General features: G+C 60.7%; 13 protein-coding genes and 4 pseudogenes. 7 read left to right on the top strand and 10 right to left on the bottom strand.

The window, feature by feature from the left end; genetic code table 11:
* Positions 1–93: 93 nt before the first annotated feature.
* From VSR34_RS14660 to VSR34_RS14645, 4 genes and pseudogenes are all read right to left on the bottom strand, one after another.
* Positions 94–1,221: a HAMP domain-containing sensor histidine kinase gene (locus VSR34_RS14660; protein WP_342962769.1), complete on the bottom strand. Its 1,128-nt coding sequence runs from the start codon at positions 1,219–1,221 to the stop codon at positions 94–96.
* A gap of 421 nt (positions 1,222–1,642) precedes the next feature.
* Positions 1,643–1,866, bottom strand: a pseudogene (locus VSR34_RS14655) (hypothetical protein); the annotation flags it as partial.
* Between the two features lie 107 nt (positions 1,867–1,973).
* A pseudogene (locus tag VSR34_RS14650) lies at positions 1,974–2,204 on the bottom strand (hypothetical protein); the annotation flags it as partial.
* A gap of 227 nt (positions 2,205–2,431) precedes the next feature.
* Positions 2,432–2,758, bottom strand: coding sequence for a hypothetical protein (locus tag VSR34_RS14645; RefSeq protein WP_028215148.1), 327 nt, complete (start codon positions 2,756–2,758; stop codon positions 2,432–2,434).
* Between the two features lie 579 nt (positions 2,759–3,337).
* Between VSR34_RS14645 and VSR34_RS14640 the strand changes: the two genes are divergently transcribed.
* From VSR34_RS14640 to VSR34_RS14630, 3 genes are all read left to right on the top strand, one after another.
* Positions 3,338–3,655: a hypothetical protein gene (locus VSR34_RS14640; protein ID WP_028215147.1), complete on the top strand. Its 318-nt coding sequence runs from the start codon at positions 3,338–3,340 to the stop codon at positions 3,653–3,655.
* Between the two features lie 415 nt (positions 3,656–4,070).
* Positions 4,071–4,418 carry an MTH938/NDUFAF3 family protein gene (locus VSR34_RS14635; RefSeq protein ID WP_028215146.1) on the top strand — a complete coding sequence of 116 codons (348 nt, stop codon included), beginning with the start codon at positions 4,071–4,073 and terminating at the stop codon, positions 4,416–4,418.
* 157 nt (positions 4,419–4,575) lie between these two features.
* On the top strand, positions 4,576–4,782 hold the full coding sequence (locus tag VSR34_RS14630; protein ID WP_028232111.1) for a hypothetical protein: 207 nt from the start codon (positions 4,576–4,578) through the stop codon (positions 4,780–4,782).
* 320 nt (positions 4,783–5,102) lie between these two features.
* Here the strand turns inward: VSR34_RS14630 and VSR34_RS14625 are convergent, their stop codons facing one another.
* The 4 genes from VSR34_RS14625 to VSR34_RS14610 all read right to left on the bottom strand — a co-directional run bounded on the left by VSR34_RS14625 (position 5,103) and on the right by VSR34_RS14610 (position 8,902).
* Positions 5,103–5,735: a 2OG-Fe(II) oxygenase family protein gene (locus tag VSR34_RS14625; RefSeq protein ID WP_028215144.1), complete on the bottom strand. Its 633-nt coding sequence runs from the start codon at positions 5,733–5,735 to the stop codon at positions 5,103–5,105.
* Between the two features lie 338 nt (positions 5,736–6,073).
* Positions 6,074–7,573 (bottom strand): type I glutamate--ammonia ligase, encoded by a 1,500-nt coding sequence (glnA, locus tag VSR34_RS14620; RefSeq protein WP_028232113.1) that lies wholly within the window; start codon positions 7,571–7,573, stop codon positions 6,074–6,076.
* A gap of 19 nt (positions 7,574–7,592) precedes the next feature.
* Positions 7,593–7,796: a hypothetical protein gene (locus tag VSR34_RS14615; protein WP_028215143.1), complete on the bottom strand. Its 204-nt coding sequence runs from the start codon at positions 7,794–7,796 to the stop codon at positions 7,593–7,595.
* Between the two features lie 131 nt (positions 7,797–7,927).
* Complete coding sequence (locus VSR34_RS14610) at positions 7,928–8,902, bottom strand: cysteine synthase A (protein ID WP_028232114.1); 975 nt, start codon at positions 8,900–8,902, stop codon at positions 7,928–7,930.
* Between the two features lie 157 nt (positions 8,903–9,059).
* On the opposite strand from VSR34_RS14610, the gene VSR34_RS14605 reads away from it, so the two are divergent.
* The 3 genes and pseudogenes from VSR34_RS14605 to VSR34_RS14595 all read left to right on the top strand — a co-directional run.
* Positions 9,060–9,218: a hypothetical protein gene (locus tag VSR34_RS14605; protein WP_167334437.1), complete on the top strand. Its 159-nt coding sequence runs from the start codon at positions 9,060–9,062 to the stop codon at positions 9,216–9,218.
* A gap of 32 nt (positions 9,219–9,250) precedes the next feature.
* Positions 9,251–9,710 (top strand): annotated as a pseudogene (locus VSR34_RS14600) (YbhB/YbcL family Raf kinase inhibitor-like protein).
* A 90-nt stretch (positions 9,711–9,800) separates the two neighbouring features.
* Positions 9,801–9,953 (top strand): annotated as a pseudogene (locus tag VSR34_RS14595) (amino acid-binding protein); the annotation flags it as partial.
* A gap of 1,415 nt (positions 9,954–11,368) precedes the next feature.
* On the opposite strand, the gene VSR34_RS14590 reads toward VSR34_RS14595, so the two are convergent.
* Positions 11,369–12,628 (bottom strand): GNAT family N-acetyltransferase, encoded by a 1,260-nt coding sequence (locus tag VSR34_RS14590; protein ID WP_051381504.1) that lies wholly within the window; start codon positions 12,626–12,628, stop codon positions 11,369–11,371.
* A 2,351-nt stretch (positions 12,629–14,979) separates the two neighbouring features.
* Between VSR34_RS14590 and VSR34_RS14585 the strand changes: the two genes are divergently transcribed.
* Positions 14,980–15,903, top strand: coding sequence for a helix-turn-helix domain-containing protein (locus tag VSR34_RS14585; protein WP_342962768.1), 924 nt, complete (start codon positions 14,980–14,982; stop codon positions 15,901–15,903).
* A gap of 116 nt (positions 15,904–16,019) precedes the next feature.
* Here VSR34_RS14585 and VSR34_RS14580 read toward each other — a convergent pair whose 3' ends face one another.
* On the bottom strand, positions 16,020–17,768 hold the full coding sequence (locus VSR34_RS14580; protein ID WP_051381505.1) for a hypothetical protein: 1,749 nt from the start codon (positions 17,766–17,768) through the stop codon (positions 16,020–16,022).
* Positions 17,769–17,798: the final 30 nt, after the last annotated feature.

Genomic DNA, 17,798 nt, shown 5'->3' with positions numbered 1-17,798 from the left:
TTCCTGTGATCGGCCACCGGCACGACCACGCTCCATAGTCCGCAACCCGATCCGTCTGAGCGGTCAACGGCGCGTGAGCGTCGTCCTCGCGGCTCAGCGCGGCGGCGAGGGCGAACAAGGTATCTGCACTGTGAAACGGGTTCCGGCTTCCGATGATTCGACACTTATCGTTCCCTCATGCGCTGAGGCGATACAGCGGCAAATGTAAAGGCCCAAACCGATGCCAGCGGCCATACCGCTGCGGTCGGGCGAGGTCCCCCTCGTTAGCGGATCGAACAGCGTAGGGAACGCGCGCTCTGGAATCGGATTGCCTTCGTTTTCCACGACCACGGTCATCTGTCCATCGTGAGCACGGGCTTCGACGACAATCTGCCCCGAACCGTAGCGGACGGCATTTGTCAGCAGATTGACGACCAACTGTCCGATTCGGCCGCCGTCCCATTGACCCCGGAGATCGCCCAAAAGACGTAGCTCGATGCGCGCGTCCGGATAGGAAGCACGCACTTCCTCCGCCGCATCGCTGCATATGCGCCCCATATCCTGAGGGGTGAAACTCACCGGCAGCGTGTCGCCCAGACGTGTGCGCGCAAAAATGAGCAGGTCGTCAATCAGTTGCTTCATGCGCCTCGCGCCGCGCTGTACAAATGCAAGCGCCCGCAAGCTGCCTGCCGACAGGCCTTCGTCGTGCAGCAGCACTTCACTTGAATTCAATATTGCTCCAAGCGGTGACCGGAGGTCGTGTGCAAGTACGCCGGCAAAAAGATCCCGGATGCGCTCCGTACGCGTCACATAGTGTCGGACCGATTCTGCGAGCACCTGGTCAATGGCCTCGTTGAACCGGATCATTTCCTGAAATGCCCTAGCGCCGGCCGGTGAAGTCTTCTGCCAGCGGCGCAGCACCGTGGCGCGCAAGGTGCGGAACTCCGCGACGACATCACTGATACCGAAGCCGTGTGAAAGGCGGTCCTCTGCGTGCAGGCGTGCGACCTGAGTGAACCGGGAGCGCGGGACATCCTTTTCACCGCGCGACTTGCTCTGTTGCAGCGCCGCATTTTGCGGCTCGCGCATGTCTGCGGCGATGGCACCCAGTATGTCGGGGGCAGAATCGCGCAACTGGCTTTCAGTCAGGTGACTGTCCTCCTGTTTTATCGCAAGGGCATATTCCGCCCAGTCGTCGACCAGGGCCTGAATGTTGGCCTCAATGAAGTCCGCCAGGTCCATTTAAGCCTCCTATCAGTATGCGGGGTTCCCTCCCTCCCGCGTCCAACAGATGTTGCATCGGGATTTTACGCATGCAATTCGGTCTTCGCGGGGATGTCTGCTGAAGAGGGTGGAACTGACCGCCGAATGTCCGACTGAGGAGGCTTGTGAGAGGCTGTTTGTGGCCGGGTAGAGGCAGTGCCATCCGCGATTTGCTCGCCGCAAAGCAGTCGTTGAGCGAGGGCCTACGTGGCCTCGGGACATAGAAACTGGACGACAACGTCGAACGGCCGTTCATGGCCGAATTGGTGCGTAGCCCGTCCGTCTGGTTTTGGAGGCTCGCGGCCGCTCCAACGGCAGGTTCCCAGACCCTTGCCGGTCGGCGGGAGTTGGCCGCGGGTCCGGGCATTGAGAAGTACGGCACAGTCGAGTGCGCCACGGACGACCAGGCCTTTAGCAGCTCTGCTGCGAAAGATTTCGCAGCGCGATTGCCTCTTGTGCATCGAGGAACATGCCAGGTTGCTCCCAGTGCTCTTCGACCGCGTAAGTTCCTTTGATACTGAGTGCTCTCTGAACGCGCAGCTGCGCTGCGTACCTACCGTCCGCCAATGGTCGCGCTGTCGCGATGATCTTGTGTGGAAGACCGGATTTTTCTGGCTGAGCAATGCTGTCAATTCCTTGACGCGGTTGACATCGGCCCACCGGTACATCCGGCTCATGTGGCTCCGGTCGCGGAGACTCGTCGCGCTGTGGCGATCACCGCCGGGTCAGCAGGCGATGCGCGTCACGAATAGCAGGGCCTCGCCAGCAGACATTTCGAACACGCCGCAGAGCGGGTCGTGACCGTCACGCCGGATTCTTCCAGCAACGTGCGGCGGAACATCAGTTCGCTCTCAGACGTCCAGCGCGACCACTCGCTTCTGTCAAACAAGTCGACCGGCCTCTTTCTTCTCGTCAAGGATGTAAATGCGTTCCCTCCTCTGCGTGACTGAGCGGGATTTCATGGTTCAACGGGAGAGCGAGAGCGGGAAGCCGCTCGCTTCCCGCCACCAGGTGTCGTCGACGCGGCCGATCCACTCGTCATCTTCGGGCGCCTTCAGGACCATCAGATTTGCTGGGTTGCCCGTGCGTAGTTGACACGGCCGCGCGGCAGGCAGCATTGTTGCTGCGCGTCTTGACGGCGCCGAAGTACAAATGGCCCCGGCGGACTGGACCGGGGCCATCAGGCCGGTTAGTGCAGTTGTCGCTTCAGGTCAGAAAGTTCGGAGTGCATTGAACTGACTGCATCCTTGATCCTGGTGTCGAGGCGTCCGGCCTTTTGGCACGCGCGCTCTGCACGATCCCCGATCCGTTCGAGATCGTCGACGCACTGCCGGATTCGATCCTCGTCCCTCGACGTCATGACGCTTTTTGCAGATTTGCACTCCTTATCAAGCTCATCAACCCAGTTCATCAAATCCTTTGGAACCGTCGTGTCCGAATGGCAGGTCCGTGATGCCTCACTGACGGTTTGCTGCAGATGGGTAAAGCGCTTTTGGATTTCACTGGCTTGCAACATGATGTCCCCCTTCTTGAACATCAGTTCCAGATGAACTCAGGCAGCAGATACGTATGTTGCCTGTGCCGTGGCCATTCGCCCGCCTTGACGGTTGCCAGCGACGTTGCGTTGCATCAAAGCTGCACCTGGGCAAGCGAAGGACGCTCTGTAGTGTAGGTCAGAATCGCTCGGCTGCTCCGATGTGTCCCCGACGCTCAGGCGTTCGACTTTCAACGAATGGCTTCCTGCGACTTTGGGTTCGGTCAGCGTTGCGCCCCGGCGTTGTGAAACCCGTGGCAGGAATCCGACGTGAAAGCTGGACGTCGCGCAAGAGGGGCGTTTCTGGCGGTCGCCCCAGCGCGCTGAGCGGCGGGGGTTGACCACTGGAACTGTGCAGCCTTTGGGGTGGCCACGCGGCACCAGCGGCACGGCGCCGATGGAAAACGAGCCTTTTTATTCCTGTCGGACGGACGTTATCGATGTTGCCCGCGGCGGCAACAGCGCGTGCGAGGCCAACTGCGAAGCCTCGGAGGAAGCGGACAGCGTCATGACGCCGGGGTTACACTGGTAGATAGCAGGCCTTAGCAACAGGAGGACGCCATGACTGACCTCGGCCCGGAAAGCACATTCCGGGGGTTGCCTTTGACTCCCGAGCAGGATGCGGAAGTGAAGCACTACATCAAGGTGCAAATGCAGCGTCATCTTCCATGGGACACGCCCGAGTTGCACGCGATGCTCAAGGAGATGATCCGGCCCCCCGAGGTCAACGACGGGGAACCTGAAGTCGAGGCAGACGAAGCAAGGGCGACTGCCGAGCGCGCGAGTGCGTCCATTGACGAGGCGATGGAACCGTTCGAGGCGAGCGAGGAATGGCACGCTGCCATCGACTCGGAAAACATGAAGCATCCCAGGGAATGAACCGGCGGCAACGCCGCTGCCAACCTTCCAGGAAGTCTGCAAGAATCGTCGCTGTCACTGGCGGCGGAGCGAAATCGTCTTTGGCTGGCACTTTCTCGACGATGGACGCATCGAGTGCGACCTGTGTCGCCGCAAGTGCCACCTGCATGATGGGCGGCGCGGCGCCTGTTTCGTACGCCAGCGAATTGACGACCGCGTGATACTGACCACATATTGTCGCTCATCGGGGTTCTGTGTCGATCCGATCGAAAAGAAGCCGCTCAACCATTTCTATCCCGGCACAAGCGTGTTTTCCTGCGGGACGGCGGGGTGCAACCTCGCCTGGGCCACAAACCTATAATGTTATTGATGGCCGAGACCTCTTCGAGCCCCTCGGCAACGAATGGCGGCCAGTGCAGGAGCAGTGGGGGCGGGTATGCATTTCGAGGCGTTTTCCTTCGGGTCCATCCGCATAGACGGTGTGACTTACCAGCATGATGTGGTGATCGACCGCGGACAGGTTCGCAAACGCAAGAAGAAGCCATCCAAGGTGTTCCGCGAAGCGTTCGGACATACGCCGCTATCGATGGTCGAAGCCATTCCGTGGAATTGCCGGTGCCTCGTGATCGGCACAGGCGCCGGAGCGTTGCCGGTCATGGATGAGGTAAAGCATGAAGCCGAGCGCCGAAAGGTCAAACTGGTTATCGTGCCGACTGAGGAGGCCATCGCGAGACTGAAGAAGGAGGCTCGCGGAACCAACGCGATTCTGCACGTCACGTGCTAGACGCCTCCTCCGGCACGGTGTTTCATGCGGCGGTCAGCCAGATCGAAACACCGTGCATTCGCCAGTGCGCCTCGTTGCGAAGCGCCGGTGAGCGCGCTCGTTCCGTCGCTCTTTAAATGGATCGTCGACGAGTAACGCCAGTTTCCATGAGAGATCCATGCCAGACGAACCCGATCGCGATCCTGCTTCGGACCCCGACAAGCTGAAAGGCCCCGGCGGCATGACGCTGCGGCAGATCTACGAACAGGTGCAGAAGTCCGTTCAGCGCGATCGCGAAGTCCAGACGGCGCACAAGTTGCCCGTACCGAAAAGCCGGTGGCAGCGATGGGTGCGTTATGTATGGGGCCGCAGCGGGCGGCGCTAGTCGCAATGCTCGTTGCTTGTCCGCTATCGTGCGGCTTAGTCGCAGGTCTGTTCGACGGCAAGCGTGGACAGCCGAATGTTATCCGCAGTGGAGTGCAGGCGGTCAACGGCTCATGACCCAACCCGGACGCTCGACCGCGCGCAGCATGACAGGCGCCCCTCCCAGGTGCGCAGCGGCCTTTCGTCCAGTGTAACGATGGTTGTTTCGGCGATGAACACCGCGGGCATCGCGACGTAGTCCGCAGAACTGCAGATCACAGAAGTATGAGCCGCACGGCGCCGACTTTCCGCTCGAAGGTTTGCGATTAGCGGCGCCGCGCTTCAATTTCCCCAAAGCGGCGGGCTCATAAGGGTGTCATAGTCGGCGAACATGATGTTGAAGCTGACGCTCACGCGTGCTTGCGCGCTCGTGTTCGCCGATACGGAATGCGGTAGCCAGGCTGGAAACACCAGCAATGTGCCCTCGCTGACTGGCAATACCACCTGATCGGTGTTGTAAGCCGTCAACTCAGTGACGGGTGGACGAATGACGATCGTCTGTGGCCGCGGATCATGAAAATTGATTGTGTCAGCGCCAGCTTGCGAGCGCAGGTAATACACGCCACTCAGGAAATTGTTGGGATGACTGTGCATCGCGTGTGTCCCACCTGGATCCAGGACATTGACCCAGCATCCAGTTATGTGAAACGGGGCATCAGCGACCTTGAGAAACGTGAGTACGTCGCGTACAGCCCGTTCTATATGCGCAATCAGCACAGCAAACTCTGGCCTTTTATGTTGCTGGTGACCAGATTGCCATGCGGCGCCGGTACGAGTGCCGACGCCGCTGGAGATCAACGTGTCGACATACGCCATCAGTTCCCGATCAAGCGGTTCGTAGCACTCCTGCTGGAGGCATTGCCGCCACAAGAAAGTCGGGAAAAGTCTGATGATATCCGCGGCGGAAGCTTCCATTGCCGGTTGCGCAACGCGCTAGTCAGGATGCTCAATCATCACTATAGGCCCGGACGCGGACTAAAGAGGAAGCGGACTAAAGCGTCGCGCGGAAGAAGATTGTTGGCGACCTGTTCTAACACGACTGGTCCACCTGTCCGCTCAACAACGGACGACTATGCGACCCTTTGCCTGTGCGGCATCTCTCCGGAAACCTCGGACCCACGTCGACCATTACGACAAAGATTGGTTGAAAAACGCGCATCGCGATTCAACTTTACTAGACGGCCGGCTCGACGTCGGAACTACGACGCTTCATCGAGTGACGTGAGTCCCATGCGACCGCTTTCAGCGCCGTATCAGATATCGAAGTACAGATAAAACTCCCATGGATGCGGGCGTAGCCTGACCGCATCGATCTCACGCTTGCGCTTGTACTCGAGCCACGTGTCGATGACATCTTCAGTGAAGACGTCGCCTCTGCGCAGAAACTCGTTGTCGGCCTCCAGCGCTTTCAGGGATTCATCGAGCGAACCCGGCACCTGACGGACGCTCCTCGCTTTCTCGGGCGGCAGGTCGTAAATGTTGACATCGAGCGGGTCGCCTGGGTCCGTCCTGTTTTCGACGCCGTCGAGCCCGGCCATCAGCATCGCTGAGAATGCGAGGTACGCGTTGGCCGACGGATCGGGACACCGGAACTCGACGCGCCGCGCATTCGGCGAATCGGAGTACATCGGAATGCGCGCGGCCGCCGAGCGGTTGCGTTGCGACATCGCCAGATTCACCGGCGCTTCGTACCCGGGCACGAGACGCTTGTAGGAATTCGTCGTCGGCGCACAGAACGCCATCAGCGCCGGCGCATGCTTGAGCAGGCCGCCGATGTACCAGCGACACATGGCTGACGTGAGCGCCCAGCCATTTGCGTCGTAGAACAGATTCTCGCTGTCCTTCCACAGGCTTTGGTGGCAGTGCATGCCGCTCGCATTGTCGGCGAAGAGCGGCTTCGGCATGAAAGTCGCCACCTTGCCGTGCTGGCGTGCGACATTCTTGCAGATGTACTTGTAGATCATGACGTTGTCGGCCATCCGCGCGAGCGTGGAAAACCGCATGTCGATTTCGTTCTGTCCCGCAGTCGCCACCTCGTGGTGATGCACTTCCACCTGCACGCCGGCCTGCTGCAGCAACAAGACGATCGTAGAGCGGATGTCCTGCAGCGTATCGTGCGGCGGCACCGGGAAATACCCCTCCTTGTAGCGAGGCTTGTAACCAAGGTTGCCGCCGCCATACGCTCCTTCGTCACGTCCCGTGTTCCAGTCCCCTTCGGCAGATTCGACATAGTAGTAGCCGCAGTGGGCATCCTGGCCGAAGCGGATCGAATCGAATATGAAGAACTCGAGCTCGGGTCCGAAGTAGCACGTGGTCGCAATTCCGGTCTGCTTCAAGTATTCTTCGGCCTTCCTCGCGATGTAGCGCGGATCGCGCGAGTACGGCCGATGCAGCACGGGATCGATGACGTCGCAGATCATGGAGAGCGTGGGCGTTTCGCTCACGGGATCGATGAACGCGGTTGTCGGATCCGGCTTGAGCAGCATGTCGGATTCCTGAATTTCCTGAAATCCGCGAATTGATGAACCGTCGAAGCCGATCCCGTTGGCAAAGAGGTCTTCGTGCACCTCGGGCAACGTTATGGAAAAGTGCTGCCAGAGACCGGGCAGATCGGTGAACTTTAGGTCGACGATCTGGATCTTGTGCTCGCGCAGTAGTTCGATAACCTGCTGCGGGCTATCAGGACGCGAAACTCGATAACTGCCGGCATCGACGGATACATCGAACGCGGAGGCGCCTTGTGGACTGGACATGTGGACTCTCCCTGCGCAGCTACTGATCGTGCGCGAGCGCGTCGAGACGAGCGTAGCCCGCGTCTTTCGCTGCGCGCTCCGTGGAGAAGGGTTCTTCGGCTACGAGCGAGCGCCGCACCTCGCGCGCATCGAAGTCGACGAGCGAGATGACCCACACCCAGCCGCCGATCTGTTCGGCCGTCTGCACGAATGCGCGCACATTGCCTTTGTCCTTGGTCTTCATTTGACCTCCTCAATGGAAAAACACGAAGCGTCACCGTTGCGACAATCGCGCGGGATACAGCTCTGCTACGCCTGACCCCGCACGACACTTTATTTGAGGCAACGCGTTGGCGCGTTTGATCGACGGGCTGCCTAAACCGTAGCCAGCCCCCGTTCCTTCAGCCAATCCAGATTGAAAAGACGGGATCGGTATAGTTCGCCGCCGTCGCAAAGCAGCGTGACGATCGTATGCCCTGGGCCCATTTCCTGGGCAAGCCTTACAGCGGCCGCAACGTTGATGCCCGTCGAACCGCCGACATAGAGTCCCTCTTCGCGGAGCAATCGGTACACCATTGCGACGCATGACTGGTCGTCGATCTGGTAAGCGTCGTCGATCGGCGTGCCGTCGAGATTTGCAGTAACGCGGCTGGAGCCGATACCCTCGGTAATCGAATTGCCTTCTGCGTGAATCTCGCCCGTCTTCACGAAGCTGTACAAACCGCTGCCGAACGGATCGGCCAGGACGATCCGCACATCGCTCTTCTTCTCCTTCAGGAAGCGGGCGACCCCAGCCAGCGTGCCGCCGGTACCTGTGGCGCAGACGAACGCATCGACCGTGCCAGCGGTATCACGCCAGATCTCAGGTCCGGTGGTCTCGTAATGGGCCCGGCGATTGGCGAGGTTGTCGAACTGGTTCGCCCAGATCGCGTTGTCGAGTTCCTGCGCGAGCCGTCCGGCGATCTTCTGGTAGTTGTTCGGATCCTTGTATGGGGCGGCCGGTACAGGGTGCACTTCAGCACCCAGCACGCGCAGCAGTTCCATTTTCGCGGGAGACTGCGTCTGAGGAATGACGATGACGCAGCGATAGCCACGAGCAGCGCAAATATGGGCGAGGCCAATGCCGGTATTGCCCGCAGTACCCTCCACCACCGTGCCGCCGGGCCTGAGTTCGCCTCGCTGCTCGGCGTCCTGGATAATGTAGAGCGCAGCTCGGTCCTTGATCGAACCGCCCGGGTTCATGAACTCGGCTTTAGCGAGAATCTCGCAGCCGGTCTCGTCGCTCAGCCGCGCGAGCCTCATGAGCGGCGTGTCGCCCACGCACCCGACAAAACCCGTCCGAACACCCATATCTCCCCCACAATCGCACGGCCGCCAACAGGCCGCTGTTACACCGGAAGGATAGGCAAAGATCCGGCGCACTTCCCAAGGTTTGTTTCTCGAGTTGAGCCAGTGCGGCCGACAATGACTAGAATCAAGCATGGTCGCATTCCCCGAGGAGGCTGCCATGACTCAGTCAATGATCGGCTTTTGGGTTGGCCTTGTGGTTCTGGTTGTCGTTGCCATGGCGCTGTCGCGTCGCTTCTACAGGCGCGAACACCATGGGGAGAGCCTGAACCAGTGGCTCGACACGCACCATATGAGCTGGATGCATCGCAAGCACTAGCTGCCGGCGCGAGGTGACGCCGAGGAGCGCAAATGGCCTTCACCCTCACCTCACAAGCTTTCCACGATGGCGGCGAGATTCCTCGGTGCTACACCTGCAGGGGTGCCGACGTCTCGCCGCCGCTCGCATGGTCCGGGGTGCCCGCCGACGCGAAAAGCCTCGTGCTGATCGTCGACGACCCCGACGCGCCCGACCCGGCCGCACCACGCATGACATGGGTCCATTGGGTGCTTTACAACATTCCGGCGACGGCGCCTGGCGTTCAGGAGGGCGTCGCTGCGAGCGCGCTTCCCGCAGGCACGCCTAAAGGCACCAACGATTTTCATCGCACCACGTATGGCGGCCCATGCCCGCCCGTTGGCCGTCATCGGCATTTCCACAAGCTCTTCGCGCTCGACATCGCGCTGCCCGATCTTCGAGGCGGCCTTGGCAAAGGCGATGGAAGGCCATGTCGTTGCACATGCCGAACTGCTCGGCACATTCCAGAAATAACCCGCAGACCTTGCATTACGCCGCCTGCCATGCCCGCGTGCCGTCCGTGGAATAGATTTTCTAACGAGATCCGATTCGGGAGGGACTGCCATGGAACTGAGCGTGGAACGTGTCGATGTTTGGGCAGCTGCCATCGACGACAAACCGGGTGGCCTTGCAAAGTTATTAGGCGTCTTGCGAAAGGCGGATGTCGACTTGCAGTTCATCGTGGCAGGTCGCACGGCGGAGGCATCGGGCAAGGGGGGAGTGAAGGCTCGGGTAAAGCTGAATCCCACCTGCTCGCAGCGCGCCTTCGCGTGCACCGCGCGCAAGGCATACGCTGCGTACGTCGTTGCATGACGAGCGCGGCACCGTATCAAAGTAAAGCAAGGGACAAGGTGGGCTGCGATGGGTTCAGGTTCGTTTGAACGGCTGCACCGGGCCTACGCACTGCGGGGCCGCGCCCGTTGCCCACCGCGGCATGAACGTTGCTCGCTATCTCATGGGACCGCTACTATCGGAGCAGGAGATGAGACGCAGCATGCTAAGGATTGTGTTCGCAGTGCTGGTGGCACTGCTGTCGGCAGCAGGATGCAAACGCGCAGACAATACCAGTGCACAGGGCAGCGACACTGGCATGAGCAGCACACCGGCTGCGGCAAGCAGCGCCACTGGTGCCAGTCAGTGAGGGAATGAGTGCCTGTTTTGCACGTATTCTCAGCGGTGAGCCCAGCGCGAATCGTCGCCGGACACCGAGAGAGCGTTCGGGAATGGAGGCCTCGCGTATAGGTGTCGACGACGTTGAACCGGGGCGCCGGCCCGTAAGAGACCGACGTCCAGTGTCTCCGTCTGCCCACGACCGGTGAAGCGGGCTGGTACAACTTGCAACGCGGCACCAGGTCTTACAAGGGCGGAACGGCACTTTCGGCCGCTCTGGCGTGCCATTGCCCGCGGGAACTGGCGTGAACGCTGCGGCAAATGGACAGCGCAATTGAACCGTTGGTGCTCAAGCACGACGGATGCCCGTTTTCTGGCGTCCTCGCGGCGCGCGCCTTGCGCGCTGGCGCATTGGCGGGAGCACGGGCCCATGGAATCGGCGCCCGCACCGTTCCTGAAGTCCATCTTCCCTCTCCGTCAATGGTTCTCGTGAGAACAATCGCGCAAGGTCGGGCAGGCAAGCCCGCCATTGTTCGTTGTCGCTCGCCGGCGAACTGTCCGCGCCGTTCTCCGCGCAGTCCGGTCCTCATCGGACTTGCGTGCAGGCCCGCGAAGAAACTTTAAGGGATTCCATTCTTTTCGGATCGTGGTTCATCGCGAATCAGTCTTCGCTCGGACGGCGCCCGCTTGTGCATTCGATAGGCGCATAAACCGCATCGAGATTCGCAGCGACGGCAAAAGAGCGTACATACCATTGGACTGTTTGAGCGGGAATCATACTGTCCGGGGACGCCATAAATCATCCGTTTCGGACAGGACCATGACCCGTTTCGCGGCATAGAATGTACCCTTGCCCACCAAGGAGCGAGCGCCTTTCGTCGTTCAACGTATTGAGGTTTAGGGCCGCAGGCCGATATGATGCGCTGGATGCGGCGCTAACGGCCGCGCATCTTCGTGTGCATGAATGCACGTCGAGGAAGGGCGCGTGCCTTAGGTGATCTCCGGAAATGCGTCAGCAGGGTCTACCAGTGCGTACGGCAAGCCGTACCCCGGCCTTCGTCGCTCTTCGATGTGCCGCGTCGCGCCCGCAGCATCGTGCCGAGGCCGAAAAACCTGTCGTCGGCAAGCGCGATAAGCTTGCGAACGACCCGGCGAAGCTGCTGCGCCGCGAGCGGCAATTCGACCAGCCTTCCGCGTAACGTTAGAATGACGAAATGAGACTCGTACCAGCTCTTCCGGCTTGCCCAGCGCTCCTTGTAGGTGGAAAAGAACGGGCGAAAGTCCACATCGCGGCCGCTTTCGTGCGCCCAGCGCACGATGCTGTCGACGAGCAGATTGCCGACCGAAAACGCGGCGTACGACTCGTCGTAGGTCGTGATGAAGTACTCGATGCAGCGCGGTCCGACCAGGTTGACCGAAGCGGCAACCGGTTTGCCGTTCAGTTTCACAAAGAAGACGAGCGGCGTTGCCACGAGATCGATCCGTCCCGCGACGTCGATGAAAAAGTCGCGCACCCGGTCATCCATGAGAAACGCCGTGCCAAAACCGCGCGCAATAGCCCAGCGACGCTTGTTCGCAAATAGCCAGGTCAGCACCTCGCGGGCGTCATCGGCGTCCTGACACCAGCCGTACTGAACTGCACCGTGATCGGCGAGACGTCTCGCGCGGCGGCGCAGCGACCCACGCAGCGATTCCGGCCGCGTGGCGATAAAGGCGTCGTAGCTAGGGAACGCAGAGAGGCCGATCGAGTAGCTGTCCACGCGACGCCAGCGCTCCGGTATCGCGCGCGTCACCCACGACTGCGGCACATGCGCGAGCGCGGTTGCAAGGGGGCTGTCGCGTTCGACAAAAACCATTTCCAGCACGTCGGCGCCGACGCCGGACAACGCTTCGAGGGCGGCCGAGTAGAGCCCTACATCACCTGGATCGGCGACGATCGGGCCGGCGTACTCCTGGTCGTTCCCGCAGCCGAGCGCGCGTGCAACCCGGTACGCGCCCCGGCGCACGATCATCACCGGACAGAGGGCGACGAGCACTGCGCCGTCGTTCACCAGCGCAACGCTGACGGTCGCCCCCAGCGCGAAGGCGCGGGCCGCAGCGACTTCGCAATAGGTGAAATCGAGGCCCGGCGGACAGCTAGCGGCCAGTGCGTCCCACGCTGGGCGCAGGCGTGCGAAGTCCGCCGCCGACCTGCACACCCTGATGACGTGGTGAATTCGGGTTCCCGCTTCAGCAGGTGCGGTTTCCGGCACGCAGAGGGCTTCGATCGGCGTATCCTGCATGGCAGCCTCCGACAATTCAGTGCGGCCTGAGCATCAAGATGATGCTGAGGGCCTCGCCAATAGCTTCTGGTTAGTATTGCAAAGCGAATTTGATGCGTGCCCCTCCCATGTGGACAAGATAGCTAAAACATGACGTGCGCGAAACGTCCTTGCTTGATTTTGGCGGCGAACGACTTGTGGCTGCTTGACGATCAGGGGCTACCGGATTGCCTGGTGTAGCTGAACTGACGGGCAGGAGTTGCGATGCGTTTTCTGGGTTCCATGTGGAGCTCAATCGCTCGAATGCGGCTTCGTACGGGGACATGGTCCATCTCCAATGGAGTCCAGGTTTCCGTCCTGCCTTTGCGGCTCAGTTTTACATCGGCGCTAGCAGCTCACGATGGATTCCTCCCCACCGCTCATTGACGGAGAGCGCCCGAAAACAGCTTTCGACGATTTCAACAGTCAGATTTTATGGAGACTCGTCGAACTGGTGCTCCTGGCCGCGAGCCGTCCGGCAACTTGCGTGCACGAAGCCGAATGCGAGGGAGGAGGGAGCCCGGCGCACCGCCTCCTTGATACCGTAACGTCGTGCCCGGTACGAACGTCGGCATGATCGTGACTGGATCTGGTGGACTGTCGAGTGCACTCGTCGATCTGGATTAAGATCAGATCCGCGCATATGACGTGCTCCGCCGAACATGTAGGCATTGCGGCGGGTACCGGCGGATCAAGGATTGGCGTATCCGGACTTTCGCGACCGCCCTCGGCAAAGTAAGGGTGAAAGTCGCGAGAGTGACAGCGAACTCACACCGGCCAGCTTGAATTCGAATGTCAGAGGCGCTCTCGCGTAACAACGCTCGCTGTTCAACGCCCATCCGAGAGGCGATCTGACAAGCCGGTTTGCACACTTTCCCGTCATGAGGCACGTCATACGCGCGGATATTGTCGAGACACGGGACTCTTCGGAGTTGCCGCCGTTACGGGTTGTTGTTTCGACTGCGAACCATGTTTCAGCGTCGCGTCGTACTTCGGTCCGAGAAATGCGAAGGGGGCAACAAGCGTACCGGTGCTTATGCCGGTAACAGGCTTGAACTCTGGCCTAAGCCGGAACTGTTCGTTTTCGACATGTTCGCCACACTTGACGGTATCGTTGCGGACCGTGGTGTGCGATAACGCCGGAAGTCCCGTGAGATCCGCGACGTGACCGGCCGCTTCGTCTTTGCAGCGTACTGGCGCTGGCTCGGGATGGGGCCTTCGGGCTGCCGGTGAAACCGTCCATGTCAGTGAAGCGGGAGCGGCGAACGATGCTCATGGTGATCTGCAGAATCCTTCGCGCGCTGATCACAGTTTGTTTGTTTTGCGCTGGCCTCCAGGCACCCGGTGGTTTGAATGCGATTCGTTCTGGCCTCGCGATTCCTGTATCCGGCTTGCACAATAAAGTTGCATTAAATTGACCCACAATAGTGCTTTGGTCATATTCCGCCAACAATGCCTATTTTTCGGACAATGCTCAAACGAGATTGGCCATTCTTCGCTATGCTGCAGCGCAGCAGCACATAAAATAGGCTTGATGCACGGCTAATAGCGGTTTTCTGATGGATCGCCGTTTGGGTTAGCCGTGGTAGGGCTTTTAGGGGTGAATTGGCTCCGGCGGTGCCCCTTTTTTCAAAATGCTTTTTATTGCATATGCATATCTAATAAAACTCCGATGTCAATCGAATAAATAATTTTCCTCAGTGCGGAATGAGACGTAAAAAATCCTCGGAGTTGCGTAATGGATCAATCGTATTCGGATGCATTCCGGGAGGTAGTGCGGCCACCAGTAAAGACTGTTTAGTTCAATGAAGGGCGATCGGCGCAACGTTCAAGCGAATACATGGAGGGCGTAAATCATGCAGCCTGGTGTGTGTACGTTCGACGACTAAACGGACTTTTCCAGGGCGACTGCCTTAGGGGTGACCGTGTCGCGGGTCGACGAGGAGTCGACGGCGCACGGGAAACCGACCTCGGCCGTAACGCGCTACCTCTGCAGGCCCAAGGCGCGTCTGATGTTCCGTCGATCGAGGCAACAAGGTTGCGTTATGGGTTAACAACCCCTACGAAGTCTTCTTGACACCGTTCCTAAGGGAGGAGAAGGAGGTAGCGTTATTTTCAGGTTCCTCTTGCAGTGCTCGTCGAGTGCACAGCGTACGCGGCGGTTCGCCCGCATAACAGGGGTAAATCAGATGGAGCGCCTTTCCAACGTCTTCGGCACGGTGTCTGATCGCGCTTGCGGCCCGCGCAGCGCTCGCACGGTCAGACAGATCGGCATCACGCTGTTCAACGGTTTCGCGCCACAGGAAGCCATCGCAGTCGCGCGTGCATTCGAGGTGGCCAACGCGCTGTCGCGGTCTTCTCGCAGCGATAGCGTGATTTACAACCTGCGGCTGCTTTCCGCGACAGGCGGGGTGATTGCGAGCTCGTCTACGACGGTCATCTGGACCGAGAGTATCGAGGCGTGCTATTACGACGAAGGCTTTTACGCGCTATTTATTGTTGGGGGCGTCGGCGCCCACCACGCGCTTGGCGATAAGCGGCTGGTCGGCTGGTTGCGCCAGGCTGTGCCGCGCTGTCGGCTGACCTTTCCGATCGCAGAGGGACTGCTGCTGCTTGATGCGGCCGGCGGCGCGCCATCGAATCGCGGAGGGCCGTTCAGCCATGGCTCGCGCAATGTGATGCCCCAATCTATCCTGGCGTCCACGTATGCTAGCTTCGTGGGGCCGCTGCGCATGGCGCTCGACGTGATCCAGACCGATCTCGGTGCGGACATCGTCAATCAGATTGCGATGGCCGTCGCTCCCCCCGTCGAGACGCAGTTCGCAGCGATCGTTCACAAGAACGCCGAGCACTTTGTGAGCGAACGTATCCGGGCGTCGGCGCGCTGGATAGTTGCGAATGCAAACCGTCATCTCCTCATGTGCGAGGCGGCACGCGTGGCCTCCATGAGCGAACGCAATTTTTTGAGGCGGTTCAAGATCGAGATAGGTGTGACGCCTTCGGAGTATCTGACGTACGCGCGGCTCGACATGTGCTGTCGCCTGCTCGTCGAAACGAACCTGCCCGTGGACAAGATCGCGGAGCGCTGTGGAATCGGCTGCGGCGGCCGGCTTTCGAAGCTATTGCGCCAACATCTTGCAACTACGCCGACCGCTTATCGCGCCGACGCGCGGCGCATGGCGGCCGAACCGCCGCAGTTCCCGGCGAAGGACGTGGCGCCGCTGCTCGCGCCGCGCATCATGCAGTCGGTCCGTTAGGCGCGCTCGCATGTCGCTGCGCCTTCAAAGGCATGCACCGCTGACCTGAACGGCAAACAAGCAAGCGGGCAAACGGGCAAACGGGCAAACGGGCGGCTCATGCCCGTCTGCGGACCTCAGAAAGTGAATGAAACGCCCGCGAAGATGGAGTAGCGCACGAGGCTACCGAATTCGGTGCTGCTCGGCCCGAACGTCACCGACGGCACGAAGTAGATCAGCCAGTTTTGTCCGACTTCATATTCGACATCGGACAGCAACTGCGTCGAGTGATCGTTGAGGTCATGGATCACGCGCACGGTGAGGCTCACATTGCGCACGAGCTTCGTGTCGACGTATTGGAGAAGCAGATAGTCGCGGCGCGGGTAGGGGTTGGTAGGATCGATGGCGAGCGGAGATATGCATTGCGCGATGTTCTGATGGGTGCAGCCCGCGTTATGGTGGAAGTATTCGCCCGTGATCATCGCGCCGTTCATTAGCGTGTAGGTCGCGCCGGCCAGCACATCATAGTCAGGGTGCGGGAGTGCCGCATTCGTGGAGAGCGCCGCACTGCCTTCGCTGTAAAGAAGCAGTGCGTCGGAGACATTCCAGCCGGCGAAATATCCGATGCGCCAAGGCGTCGTATCGCGCTTGGAGACGATCAGCGAGAAGTACGCCTTCTCGCCGGTGTAGTCGAGCTTGGTGGCGTAGGCCTTATGGAACGGGCCGCTGGCCTCGCCGCTGGCGTTCAGTCGGCCCGCGCCGGTGTTGGCGATGAACGAGCCCGTGAACGAGGCGTTCGGTATCGCGACAACGCGCGCATAGTCCAGTCCCGGCTGCTCGATCGCCGGATTGTTCTTGCCGTTGTTCTGGTTGAACGGATTCGACGGCGAGAGCAGTTGCGATGGTCCCCATTGCAGATTCTCGCGGCCATAGCTCACGAGCAACTGGTCGGTGACACGATAGCGTGCAATCCATTCGTTGATGTACGCCGTCGCGGTCGTGAGGTCCGTGTCGCCATGGATGCCGTTCTGCACGCGGCTCCAGTCGGCTTCGAATCGCGGCTTGATGCCGAGCTCGAGTCTCCGGAAGTTCAGGCTGAAGTCGGGGCGCAAGGTGAGTTGCGACTGGTATCGCGGGATCGCGAGCGCGTTGTCCGGGTTTAGCGCCGAGTTTACCGGGTCCTGGATAATGCCGTAGCCGAGCACGTTGATGCGCGAATAGAAGCCCGCGATTAACTCCTGTGCGAGCGGTGAGGAGAGCGCGGGCTCGTCGACGCCGGTGGCGGCCGCGGTGGCCAGGCTTTCGGCCCGCGCTCCGGCGGATGAGGCCGCAGGGACCGTTGACAGTGCGTCGGGTCCGGCGGCGAGTGTGCCCGCCCGCGGTGGCGGGGCGGCTTTCTCCGCCGCGGCGCCCGCGGCGTCCGCTGCCATCTCGGCCTCTGGCAATGGCGACAGGGTGAGCGGAATCGGCTTGCCGTCGATCGGGGGCGCCTCGCTGCGGTCGTCGGCGAGTCCCGGCGGCAACTTCGATGCACGCGCATCAACGTCGTCCACATCGTCGGCGTTGTCGCTGTCGTCGGCGTCGAGATCGTTTTTAGCACCATCGCCCGGCGATGTGCCGGTGGCTTCGTGTGCCTTTGCGGGTGTGTCGCCCGCGTAGGCTTCCTGATCTTCCTCGGCGTTGCGAGGCCGCCGCGCCTGGGTGGCGATGGCGTCGGCGCCAGGGTTCGCCTGCGCGAGCCGCGCCACGGCGCTCGGCGGCAGCGCGAGCGCATCGGCCGCCGCTGGCGCAGACCGCGGATCGACGGGATCGGCTAGTGCCGTGCCCGGCGCGGCGAGCGTCACGCCCAGCGCAAGTCCCGAGGCGATAAAAAGCGGTAAGGTCATGACGGTCTCCCAAGCAGTTCACCCTGCGTC

The sequence above is a fragment of the Paraburkholderia sp. JHI2823 genome (genome assembly GCF_038900695.1).
In the GTDB taxonomy this organism is placed as follows: domain Bacteria; phylum Pseudomonadota; class Gammaproteobacteria; order Burkholderiales; family Burkholderiaceae; genus Paraburkholderia; species Paraburkholderia mimosarum.
Note: the sequence above shows the minus strand (reverse complement) of the source record. Positions and strands in the feature narration are given on the sequence as shown.